This is a genomic window from Microcoleus sp. F4-D5, assembly GCF_036704885.1.
Taxonomy (GTDB): domain Bacteria; phylum Cyanobacteriota; class Cyanobacteriia; order Cyanobacteriales; family Microcoleaceae; genus Microcoleus.
Map to the genome: position 1 here is coordinate 44,212 of NZ_JAUBSX010000046.1, position 11,498 is coordinate 55,709.

8 protein-coding genes and 1 pseudogene are annotated in these 11,498 nt (G+C 47.1%); 1 reads left to right on the top strand and 8 read right to left on the bottom strand.

Annotated features, from left to right (window positions below):
• Positions 1-14: 14 nt before the first annotated feature.
• The 6 genes and pseudogenes from QUA80_RS20580 to QUA80_RS20605 form a co-directional block, all read right to left on the bottom strand.
• On the bottom strand, positions 15-653 hold the full coding sequence (locus tag QUA80_RS20580; protein ID WP_333426949.1) for a DUF4340 domain-containing protein: 639 nt from the start codon (positions 651-653) through the stop codon (positions 15-17).
• A 150-nt stretch (positions 654-803) separates the two neighbouring features.
• Positions 804-2,876, bottom strand: coding sequence for a Gldg family protein (locus QUA80_RS20585; protein ID WP_333426950.1), 2,073 nt, complete (start codon positions 2,874-2,876; stop codon positions 804-806).
• Between the two features lie 44 nt (positions 2,877-2,920).
• Positions 2,921-3,823: an Rpn family recombination-promoting nuclease/putative transposase gene (locus QUA80_RS20590; RefSeq protein ID WP_333426951.1), complete on the bottom strand. Its 903-nt coding sequence runs from the start codon at positions 3,821-3,823 to the stop codon at positions 2,921-2,923.
• A 165-nt stretch (positions 3,824-3,988) separates the two neighbouring features.
• Positions 3,989-4,780 carry an ABC transporter permease gene (locus QUA80_RS20595; protein WP_333426952.1) on the bottom strand — a complete coding sequence of 264 codons (792 nt, stop codon included), beginning with the start codon at positions 4,778-4,780 and terminating at the stop codon, positions 3,989-3,991.
• 2,194 nt (positions 4,781-6,974) lie between these two features.
• Positions 6,975-8,051 (bottom strand): annotated as a pseudogene (locus QUA80_RS20600) (ABC transporter ATP-binding protein); the annotation flags it as partial.
• Positions 8,052-8,424: 373 nt separating this feature from the next.
• Positions 8,425-8,634: a hypothetical protein gene (locus QUA80_RS20605; RefSeq protein WP_333426953.1), complete on the bottom strand. Its 210-nt coding sequence runs from the start codon at positions 8,632-8,634 to the stop codon at positions 8,425-8,427.
• 173 nt (positions 8,635-8,807) lie between these two features.
• On the opposite strand from QUA80_RS20605, the gene QUA80_RS20610 reads away from it, so the two are divergent.
• Positions 8,808-9,005, top strand: coding sequence for a helix-turn-helix transcriptional regulator (locus QUA80_RS20610; RefSeq protein ID WP_332970604.1), 198 nt, complete (start codon positions 8,808-8,810; stop codon positions 9,003-9,005).
• Positions 9,006-9,172: 167 nt separating this feature from the next.
• Here QUA80_RS20610 and QUA80_RS20615 read toward each other — a convergent pair whose 3' ends face one another.
• On the bottom strand, positions 9,173-10,816 hold the full coding sequence (locus QUA80_RS20615; protein WP_333426954.1) for a trypsin-like peptidase domain-containing protein: 1,644 nt from the start codon (positions 10,814-10,816) through the stop codon (positions 9,173-9,175).
• A gap of 155 nt (positions 10,817-10,971) precedes the next feature.
• On the bottom strand, positions 10,972-11,178 hold the full coding sequence (locus QUA80_RS20620; RefSeq protein ID WP_333426955.1) for a hypothetical protein: 207 nt from the start codon (positions 11,176-11,178) through the stop codon (positions 10,972-10,974).
• Positions 11,179-11,498: the final 320 nt, after the last annotated feature.

Here is an 11,498-nt window from a genome sequence, read left to right on the forward strand (position 1 = left end):
TATCGAACGGCAATCTATTGATTCTCAGGACTTGGCGTGGGAGATGGTTTTTGCGGTTTGTCTGTTTTGGGTGCTTCTGCTTTTTTCCACTCTGACAAAGGTCGCTGGACGGCATTTTTAAAGTCAAAAGGCACTAGCAGCACGGGTAAATTTTCGGCTGAATTTTGAGGGGGCGCTTCCGGGGGATTGGCTTGAGCGTACAAGAAGCGGCCGCTAAAGTCTGTTTTGCCTAAAACTAGGCGGTGAGTTTCCTGGTTGTCCAGTTTTACTGTGACTGTAGCTTGGGGTTGGTCGAGACCGAATTCTGGCAGTTGAGCAGCAGTAATATTAATCGTGCGATCGCTCTTTCCTGTTGCCAACCTGTCTAGCAAAAAATCCACCGATGCCTGACTTGCGTGTGCTTGCACTGGCAATTTCATTTCCCAGCTAGACTTGCCTCCTTTTCTAGCATAAACTCGCTCAAAAGTCAAGATTTTTTCGGGTGTTTTGACTGTAAAGAATTGTACGCGATCGGAGTTAAAAGCAAAAATTTTCTGTTTTTCTTCCTTAGCGGCTTCCTGTTTCGGAGATACTTGCATCTCGAACAAAGCAACCAACCCAGTCATGCTCAACGCGACGGCTATTAATATTAATGTATTTTTCTGCAATTTCATAATAACTGGGAATTGGCCAAACAGGGAATTGGGCATAGGCCCGCGCAGGGCATTGTTAATTGCTAATTGCTAGTAAATAACTAATGACCAATGACTAATGACTAATGACTAATGACTAATGACTAATGACTAATGACTAATGACTCTTCATCATCTTCTCTTCCACCAGATAGCGCCGCCTATTCCGAGTCCGAGTAAAGGCCACATTAGCCAAGCTAACACCAGCAATCCTACTTGGAGGGCCGTCATGTTAATGCGGCGGTTGGTAGCTTTTTTCGGACTGATAGAAAAGCTTTGCTGGTCTGGTTTACTCAACCAACTGACTGAATTAAGAAACACGTCGCTATTGAGTTGTTGGTCAAACCAACCGTTAGTCACAAATTGAGATGTGCCAATTACTACCATTCGCGATGTTTTTCTAGGAGTTGAAGGTACAGAAGGAGTTGCGGTTGGACTGGGAGATGCTGTGGGAGATGCTGTGGGAGATGGCGAAGTCGTCGGTAATGCTGGAGGCGTTGCTTCTTGCGAGACAATCACCGAATAGCTGATTGGGGAAGCTGTTGGCGAAGTTGTCGGCGATGGGGAAGTTGTTGGCGATGGTGAATCTGTTGGCGATGGGGAAGTTGTCGGCGATGGTGAATCTGTTGGCGAAGTTGTCGGCGACGGTGAATCTGTCGGTGACGGTGAATCTGTCGGCGACGGGGAAGTTGTCGGCGACGGTGAATCTGTCGGCGATGGAGAAGTTGTCGGCGACGGTGAAGTTGTCGGCGACGCTGAAGTTGTCGGCGACGCTGAATCTGTCGGCGAAGTTGTCGGGGACGGTGAATCTGTCGGCGACGGGGAAGTTGTCGGCGAAGTTGTCGGCGACGGTGAATCTGTCGGCGATGCTTGGGGTGAAGGCGAGGGGGAAGTTGGTGTTGGTGAAGGTGAGGGCTTTAAGGGAGTGCTGTCAGTGGACGATCGAACTAAAGCTACACCTAATAATAGCGGGCCTTGTCGATCGGTCTTTTGATCGAACTCCAATTTCTTAGTGGTCAAATCGCTTTCGGCCCAACTTTCTTGACTCGTCCAAATCAGAGGTTTTTCCTCTATTCCTTCTACGGGCGAGGTTTCCAAAGCACGCGCAAACGGATAAAATGAAATGCCGGTGCCAAAACTTTGAGTAATCGGATGTTCGCCGTAGCGCCTGACTGTGGGAACCGTGGGGCCCAGACCAAATCTTTGACCAGTACCCGAAGCATCGATGGCCAAACGGGCGTCTAGTTTTACGCCCCATTCTTGCAGCAATTTGTCCAATCCCGTATCAATTGCCGGGTCTACCATTAACAATAAACTGCCGCCGCGATCGAGATAAGCTTTTAGTGCTTTAATTTCTGTATCGGAAAACGGTTTGTCCTGCCCGGGAACGATTAAAGCATCTGCATCTTCTGGCACTTCTTTGCGTTCCGTCAAATTCAGCGTTTGAGCGTTGTAGTATTTATCTTTCAAAGCTTTTTCAGCTTGCTGAATTCCACCTTGACCTTCCTTTAGCGGGCGGGCTCCTTTGCCTTGCAAAAAGTAAACTGTAGCAACGCGAGTGCTCAGAATTTCTTCTAAGCCATTGGTCAGTTTGATTTCTGAAAGACCTTGATTGGGGTCGCTACCAAAAGCAGTGCCACCTTTTTGCAGTACCTGTTTTTTGTCCCCTGATTGCAGGTAAACTTCTCCGATGCTGGTAATGCTAAATTCTCGCGCTTTTCCCGGTTGGGCTAGCGGGTCAACAAATTCAAATTGGAACTTTTCGCCTCCCTCGCGTTTGTAGCTTTGCAGCAGTTCTTTAATTTGGGGATTTTGGGTGGGGTCAAATACCCAAACTTTGACTGTTTGTTGCAAATTTCGCAGTATTTGTTGAGTCTGGGGGGCGAGGGTAAATTGTTGGCTTTCGGTTAAGTCGATGCGGACGGGATAGCGAACGGCTATGAAGTTAATTACTCCGAGAATCACAAAGACGGCGAGGGTAGCAATCAGGGCGTTGGTGCCCGCTTGAGTGGAACGCTTCCCCCAAAAGCTTTGTTCGTAACTCAAATATAGCAGCCAAAGTGCGATCGTCACTGCTCCGGCAATAACTAAACCGACTGTCAGGGGGTCCCATACTCCAGATACAAGTGCTGCTGTTACCCCCGCTGCGATGAGGAGGGGGCCCAGCAAAAAAACGTATTTCCAATTTGTTTTTCTAATTTTCATAAGGTAAATATTGAGGTAAAAATTTCCGGTTCTAGGATGTTATTCTAGATCGCATTAGCCTGCAACCATTCTGTTAAATCTGACGGATGGTTAAAATCAATTGCGACCTCTCCTAGTGCTTCTAATTCCTCTATGCCTAATTGACGGATGCAGTTTTCTGTTTCCGGTTGTATTGTGCCTAAGCGCCGCACTAGCTGACGCAATATTAACGAAACTTGAGCGCTTTTTGTCACCTGTTCTCTTGCTACATCTATGGCAATCTGCTGGTCTTGAATCCACAGTTCTTGCTTCTGCAATTCATTTAATTCTTGCTGAGTTAAGTTGTCCTCGTTGGCAATATTCAAAGCTTTCTGAATTTCGGGCACCGCACTCAGTGTTTCTGGTACAGTCTCCAGATTGCTCGTGTTATTGAGAAAGTAAATCCATTTGTCGGCGGTTGTTTCTAATGCTGCTAATTCCTTGCTAAATTTTGGCAGTTCGATAAATACTAATTCTATTTCAGTATCTGGACACTCAAACTGTTGCTCTTTTTCTTTGAAAACAAACCGCGACATAAATTCGGGCTGATTATCAAACATTTCAAAGTCGGCAATTTTCAAGGAAATTACTGTTTTTAGTCTTTCGTAGCGTTCTTTTCCTGTTAATTGCTGGCTGTAGCTTTTTGCCGCGTTGTACAACACTCTGTTCCCGAAGTAAGGCACGTTGATCAGTTGAATTTCAACTAGGGCGATTCTGCCGCCGTTAATTGTGGCTTTGACATCTAGGTGTGTGTCTTGGGTTGCGAGAGTTTGAGGTTCTGGTTGGGAGTCGATTATTTCTAGGTCTTCGATGACTGGTTGTCCTTCATAAAGAATGGCGTTTAAAAAATTAATCAGGATGTCTTTGCTGTCGCTGGAACCGAATATTTTTTTGAACGCCAAGTCGATTTTTGGATTGATAAATCTCATTATTTCAACAAATTAGTGGAATAACTAACATTAATTGGGAATTGGGAATGGGAAATTGGGAATTGGGAATTGGGAATTGTTGCCCTATCCTTTAATCTCCGACTCTCCTATTCTCCTACTTTCCCACTCTCCCCTCTTGATTACCCGAACTCTTCCCTGATGTTTTTAAGAACGCTGATATCGCAAAGCATCAATGGATTGGGCGGTCAGAAATACTCCTAAAATGATGTAACTGGCAAACATAATTAAGCTGCTGGTATCAAAAACTCCCTTGACAAGATTGGTGTAATGTGTTAATAGCGACAAATGTCCTAATGCTGTTCCGAAGGGGCCACCGATAGCGACGGCGGCTGCATCGATCACCCACAGAAATAATACTAGAGCGAAGGTGAGGATGGCTGATAAAATTGTGCTGTCTGTGAGGGAGGAAATAAACATTCCGAGGGACAATACTCCTGCTGCTAGTAAGATTAAGCCGCCGTGTCCTAGCAGAAGAACTCCGGGGGGTACGGGTGGGGTTGAGGAACTGAGGACGATCGCCTCGCAGAACAGCAGCGGTACCAACATGGTGGTATAAAATGTTAAAACGCCGAGGAGTTTGCCAGTAGCAACTGCCCAGTTTGTTAAGGGCGATGTGGCTAATAGTTCTAAGGTTCCACGTTTGCGTTCTTCTGCGTAAAGTCCCATTGAGAGTGCGGGCAGTACGAACAGTGAAAGGGAGCCCATTATTCGCAGAAATAGTTGCAGGAATTCGTAGGCTACGTCGATGGGAGGTTCGGTAATTCCCATTTGGTCTCGCTGGCCGATTTGGGGGATTAACCCGTCGGGGGCGAGGAGGATGGCTATTAAAAAGTAGCCGGTGATTAGCCAAAAGACTGCTGCGATGGCATAGGCTAGTGGCGAGGCAAAATAGCTTTGTAGTTCTTTGCGGTAAATTGCGACAATATTACTAATCATTACTAACCTTTAGGAATTGGGAATGGGTAATTGGCTATTGGTAATTGGTTCATTTTGAGTCGCCTGCGGGTGGTGTTTCGCTGTCGTCGCTATCGTTTTGCTTTCTTTCTATTTGTCGCTTTCTGGTAACAGGTGGCTGTTCTGGTGGAGAATCGCTACTCGGTTGTGGCTTTTTTTTAAGTTGCCTATTTTTTACCTCTGGTTGGGATTCTGGTTGAGAAGGTTGGCTCAACTCTGGTGTTTGTGAAACTTCGAGATTTTCGACAACCGGTTCTGGTTGAGAAGGTTCTTTCGACTCGACGGTTTCAACAATCAGCAGATTTTCGACAATTGGTTCTGGTTGAGAAGGTTCTTTCGACTCGACGGTTTCAACAATCAGCAGATTTTCGACAATTGGTTCTGGTTGAGAAGGTTCTTTCGACTCGAGGGTTTCTAAAATCGGTTCAGGTTCTGGTTGAGAAGGTTGTTTCGACTCGACGGTTTCTGGAATGAGGAAATTTTCGACAACCGGTTCTGGTTGAGGATGTTCTTTCGACTCTTGCCTTTCAACAATCAGCAGATTTTCGACAACTTGTTCTGATTGAGGATGTTCGATCGACTCGACGGTTTCTAAAATCGGTTCTGATTGAGGATGTTTGATCGACTCGACGGTTTCTGGAATCGGTTCAGGCTCTGGTTGAGAAGGTTCGCTCGACTCTTGCCTTTCAACAATCAGCAGATTTTCGACAACTTGTTCTGATTGAGGATGTTCGATCAACTCGACGGTTTCTGGAATCGGTTCAGGCTCTGGTTGAGAAGGTTCGCTCGACTCTTGCCTTTCAACAATCAGCAGATTTTCGACAACTTGTTCTGATTGAGGATGTTCGATCGACTCGACGGTTTCTAAAATCGGTTCTGATTGAGGATGTTCGATCGACTCGACGGTTTCTGGAATCGGTTCTGGTTCTGGCTGAGAAGGCTCGCTCGACTCTTGCCTTTCAACAATCAGCAGATTTTCGACAACTTGTTCTGATTGAGGATGCTCGATCGACTCGACGGTTTCTGGAATCGGTTCAGGTTCTGGTTGAGAAGGTTTGATCGACTCTTGCCTGTCAACAATCAGCAGATTTTCGACAACTTGTTCTGATTGAGGATGCTCGATCGATTCTTGTCTTTCTACAGTTTCCAGAAAATCTGCCACTGGTTGCATTTCTGGTTCTAAATCGCTTATTTCCTCTGGTGTTTCTGCAACTGGTTGGGATTCTGGTTCACGATGCTCGATCGACTCGGCGGTTTCTGAAACTTCTAGATTTTCGACAATCGGTTCTGGTTGAGGATGCTCGATCGACTCGGCGGTTTCTGAAACTTCTAGATTTTCGACAATCGGTTCTGGTTCACGATGCTCGATCGACTCGGCGGTTTCTACAACTGGTTCCGATGCTGGTTCACGAGGCTCGATCGACTCTACTGTATCTGAAACTTCTAGATGTTCGACAATCGGTTCTGGTTGAGAATGCTCGATCGACTCGGCGGTTTCTGAAACTTCTAGATTTTCGACAATCGGTTCTGGTTGAGGATGCTCGATCGACTCTACGGTTTCTGAAACTTCTAGATGTTCGACAATCGGTTCTGGTTGAGGATGCTCGATCGACTCTACGGTTTCTGAAACTTCTAGATGTTCGACAATCGGTTCTGGTTGAGGATGCTCGATCGACTCTACGGTTTGTGAAACTTCTAGATTTTCGACTATCGGTTCTGATTCATGATGCTCGATCGAGTCTACTGTTTCGGAAACTTCTAGATTTTCGACTATCGGTTCTGATTCATGATGCTCGATCGAGTCTACTGTTTGTGAAACTTCTAGATTTTCGACTATCGGTTCTGATTCATGATGCTCGATCGAGTCTACTGTTTGTGAAACTTCTAGATTTTCGACTATCGGTTCTGATTCATGATGCTCGATCGAGTCTACTGTTTGTGAAACTTCTAGATGTTCGACAATCGGTTCTGGTTCACGATGCTCGATCGACTCGGCGGTTTCTACAATTGGTTCCGATTCTGGTTGAGGATGCTCGATCGAGTCTACTGTTTGTGAAACTTCTAGATGTTCGACAATCGGTTCTGGTTCACGATGCTCGATCGACTCGGCGGTTTCTACCACTGGTTCCGATGCTGGTTGATGCTCGATCGACTCTTGCCTATCTGAAACTAGCAGATTTTCGACAATCGGTTGCGATTCCGATTGATGAGAATCCGCGATCGAGTCTTGAGTTTCTGCCGCTTCTTGCAGATTTCGATCGACCTCCGGTTCGCTGTGAACCAGATTTTCTTCCGGTTTCTTTTCAGCCGCTGTCAGCCTTAAAAACACATCTTCCAAACTAGCCCGATTGCGGCGCATTTCGCAAAGTCCGAATCCAGAGGTGATAATAGCTGCGGCAATTTCTCGTCCCGGTTCTATGTCCGCTTCGCACAAAGCGCGCAGGCGGTAGCGACTCACTAAAAATTGCTGGCTGGGAATCAATTCGACAGATCGAACTCCCGGCACATTTTCCAAAGAAGGCAACAGCAGACTGTTTACCAAATCCGCCTCGCCTTCTACTTCGAGTTCGTAACCCTCTCCCACCGCCAACTCTCCCATCAAATTTTCGGGAGTACCCGCAGCGGCGATTTTTCCGCGATTGATGATGGTGACGCGGTTGCAAGTCATGCTGACTTCCGGGAGAATGTGCGTGGAAAGGATGATTGTGTGCTGGCCGCCAAGGCTTTTGATTAAATTGCGGACTTCGATGATTTGTCGGGGGTCGAGACCGACGGTTGGTTCGTCTAAGATAATGACCGGCGGGTCGTGGACGATCGCCTGGGCGATACCGACGCGCTGCCGAAATCCTTTAGAAAGTTTGCGGATTAAAACTTTGCGTTTATCAACCAGGCCGCAGCGTTCGATCGCGGAGGTAACTCGTCGCGCGCGATCGCCCGCAGGTACTTGCTTGATCCTGGCCACAAAAAACAGAAACCCTTCCACAGTCATTTCTGGATAAAGCGGCGGGTTTTCCGGCAGATAGCCGATGCGCTGTCTGACTGCCATCGAGTTTTCGTGAACGTCGAGGCCGGCGATGCGGGCCGTACCGCTGGATGCCGGCAAATATCCCGACAAAATCCGCATCGTTGTGGTTTTGCCAGCGCCGTTTGGCCCCAAAAACCCGAGAATTTCTCCTGATTCGACCGAAAAAGACACGTCCGCGATCGCTGCGGTCGAACCGTAAGTTTTGCTTAAGTGTTCTACTTCAATCATTTGTCAGAAGTCACGCGATTTTAGGTTTTAGATTTTAGATTTACTTTGCCAACCACAGGCGGGACGCCTGTTCCACGAATTTGAGAGTCCCGCCCGATCGGCCTGTCGATCGAATTTATGGCGCAAATGCTAATTTGATTTTGTTTTCTAGTTTAGTCTGGCAAGAACCAAATCTATCATAAGTGTCGATCGGACTTGGAAGCGAGACGCTAGCAGTCGGGTGCGGGAGGATGGGAGGGCGTCTGTTTTTGCGAGTTTGATAATTCTCATATCTTGCACCCTTTTGAAGAACAGGCAGGATGCCTGTTCCACAAAAAGTGTATTTTCTTGTGGGGTGTCGGGCCTGCCCAAAAATACAATTTAGATGAACAGCTTAGCTGCCTTCGTTACTACTAGGGGCTGTTTCGAGATTGATCTCTGCATTAAAAACAATCACAAATTCAGCCTTGGGGATTAACTGCCGGATTATCCGCAGATAGCCGTCAGCATCGGAATGTTTGAAAAAATGGGCTACAGTGATTCGCTGCATATTCGGAAGCAGGCGAACAACCAACCACCTGTTAAGGCGCTGTTTGTAAGGCATAATTAAATTTGTCTCCATTTGAATGTTGGAGCCAAAGCCAGTTCAATGCTTGTCGAGGGCGCGGACTGGCTTTTGACCTTTGTTAGACTTTGTGTCTGTCTCTAGATTATGACACGAACTACATATAGTCAACTGAATAAATAGAATAAACTGAACTAAGTACGGGACAGATAATGACGCTGGGGCAAAAGCTAAGAGAAAGACGTGAAAGTCTAGGTTTGACTCGAATACAAGTGGCAAGAGCGTGTAATGTGGTGGAATCCACAGTCATCAACTGGGAAACCGACAGACACGTCCCCAAGCTTTACCCAGCACAGATGAAAGCCCTGTGCGACTTATTGAAATTCTCGATCGAAGATTTAGTAGTGTAGCTTCGGGAATTAATTTTTTTATAAGCCCAGGCGCATCTAAATTTTACAGTCAAGTTTGATGACATTCTTGTGAGGTGTCCCGCCCGCCCAACAATACAATTTAGATGCCCAACAGCCTTCTCTTCCTCTGCGCCCTCTGCGCCCTCTGCGGTTAAATCAAAAAAATCTCAACTCCTTTTCCAAATCTTAATTTCCCCCAACCAACCCGCACTAACAATAGTCTTCCCATCTGCACTAATCGCCACAGCACTAACGTAGCCAGCATGACCGCTCAAATTACCTCTCAAATCGCCCGATCGCACATCCCAAAGTCTCACACTCTTATCCCAACTCCCAGTAACCAGCGTAGTGCCATCCCGACTGAATGCCACCGACCAAACCCCGTCAGTATGCCCGCTTAAACGCCGGATTAATTGCCCGTTTCCGGCATTCCACAACCCAACAGTGCCATTGCTGTTTCCCGCCGCTAAACTTTTGCCGTCGGGAGTAAAAGCTAGCGACAAAACAGCCAAGTTTTTGCCGCTAATCGTGCGAATTGCTTGACCTGCAGCTAAATTCCACAACCTAATTGAACCGTCTTTGCTGCCGCTAGCTAAAGTTTTGTTGTCAGGACTGATAACAACAGCATTCACCAACCCAGAATGCCCGGTCAAAGTCCGCAGCAACTCCCCCGTTTTAGCGTTCCAAATCTTAATCGTTTTGTCCCAACTGCCGCTGGCTACAAATTGACCATCGGGACTGACGGCAACGCTCGAAACTGCATTGGAATGCCCGCTCAAAGTGCGTACAACCGCGCCAGTTTCTAAATTCCAAATTTTCACAGTTTTGTCGTCGCTGCCGCTAGCTAACACCTTGCCATCCGCACTCGCGCCCAGTGCGTTTACGGCCTCCGTGTGTCCTTGCAGGGTAGTTTTTAATTGCCCGCTGGGAAAATTCCAAACAGAGATTGTGCCGTTGCTATTTCCTGTAGTAAAATAAGCGGAAGCTAGGGCAAGGGAACTGACAACTTCCGAAGGCCCTTTGAGGGTATTTGTGGCAGCAAAGGCGATCGCACTTGCGGGCCGGCGGGGCGCATTATTCGCCGGAGTTTTCGGGTTTCCGGCAGTAGGAGATTGGGGAACTACTGGCAGCGAAACAGTCGATCGCCATTTCATGAAAGTATTGATTTCTATTCCCGCAGCCACGATTTTATCGGAATTGTCCTCTAACCTGACAATGCCGTTAATTGCGACAACTCGCCCTGCATCGTCGAGCACTGGGCCGCCGCTCATGCCCGCTCTCACTAAGTTGTTGTATACCAATGTATAGCCGTTCCAGGGAGTTTGGCGGCCGGTAAGCTGACCTTCCGTGGCGAGGAAAATCGGCTGTCTCAGAGAACCGCCGGATATCGGCCAGCCGGCCACATAAGCCTTGTTTCCCTTAGTTGCTGCGGAATTGGCTAATTGAGCCAGGGGGTAGCTTTGAGGGCTGCTGAAGGGCACGATCGCCAAATCCGCACCGGGCATTCGCCGCACGAGGCTATAGTATACAGAGTGAGCTTTGCCGTCAGGAGTTACAACCTCGTAATCGCCGGCTTTATCGACAACGTGCCAGTTTGTGAGAATATAGTATGTGCTGCCCTGTTTTTCTAAAATTACTCCCGAACCGCCTTTTGGCCCCTGGATGCGAACAGTAATTTGTTGGGCAACGGTTTTAACTTTGTCGGCGGTTAATGCGAGGGCGATTTGAGGTGAGGTCAGTGGAATGAGGGCGATCGAACTCAGGGCGATCGTAGCACTCAAAATAGCCGGAATTGTTCTGCTGTAATTCATTGTTGTGTAAATTTAACATACCCACATATCAACTGACGGATAACTTTTCCGGTTTGTGGCATATTGACAACGCACTCAAGGCCTGCGCGATCGAACTTTCGACATTCGCACAAGCCTCACAATATGTGACACAGCCCTCTGGCTAGCAGAAAAATTTAGAATCGGGAACCGCACCTAGCCTCAACAATCGCAACTGGCTGATCTCTATTTTTTTCTCGGCAAATCAGAATTTGAGCCAAACGCTGCTCGGAATAATACCCATTAGCCATCCAGCCGATGGGTGCGCCCGCGATCGCGCCAACTGCTAAACCAGTGATCAGGCTCCCAATAAGATGCTTTCTGGCGATCGGCTGGTGTTCCATAAAAATTTATCCTAAACACTTACCCTTACCAGAAATACCAAAAATAAAAGTTAGTTTCTTCCTCCTATTTACTTATTTCCTAAGTAGTAACCCATTATTAAGTATCATGTTATTCACAGTCCGCTTAACACAATCCCATGCCGCAATAATCAAGTATCCAAAATTAACAAAACCGATGGCAAGAAATATATGGTATTTAGAAACTGGGGCAAAGAATTAACTGAGGAAAATCTCCGAGAGCAATTGACACTCCCTGTGCTGAAGCAGCAGGGATTCTAAAGAAACTACCAAAAGGTAATTCTTGAAGGCGCTGTCAAAAC

Excerpts from the sequence above, each read along its gene's own strand:
- QUA80_RS20590 (WP_333426951.1), bottom strand. The coding sequence starts at position 3,823 with ATGAGATTTATCAATCCAAAAATCGACTTGGCGTTCAAAAAAATATTC.
- QUA80_RS20585 (WP_333426950.1), bottom strand. The coding sequence starts at position 2,876 with ATGAAAATTAGAAAAACAAATTGGAAATACGTTTTTTTGCTGGGCCCC.
- QUA80_RS20610 (WP_332970604.1), top strand. The coding sequence starts at position 8,808 with ATGACGCTGGGGCAAAAGCTAAGAGAAAGACGTGAAAGTCTAGGTTTG.
- QUA80_RS20620 (WP_333426955.1), bottom strand. The coding sequence starts at position 11,178 with ATGGAACACCAGCCGATCGCCAGAAAGCATCTTATTGGGAGCCTGATC.
- QUA80_RS20580 (WP_333426949.1), bottom strand. The coding sequence starts at position 653 with ATGAAATTGCAGAAAAATACATTAATATTAATAGCCGTCGCGTTGAGC.
- QUA80_RS20605 (WP_333426953.1), bottom strand. The coding sequence starts at position 8,634 with ATGCCTTACAAACAGCGCCTTAACAGGTGGTTGGTTGTTCGCCTGCTT.
- QUA80_RS20595 (WP_333426952.1), bottom strand. The coding sequence starts at position 4,780 with ATGATTAGTAATATTGTCGCAATTTACCGCAAAGAACTACAAAGCTAT.
- QUA80_RS20615 (WP_333426954.1), bottom strand. The coding sequence starts at position 10,816 with ATGAATTACAGCAGAACAATTCCGGCTATTTTGAGTGCTACGATCGCC.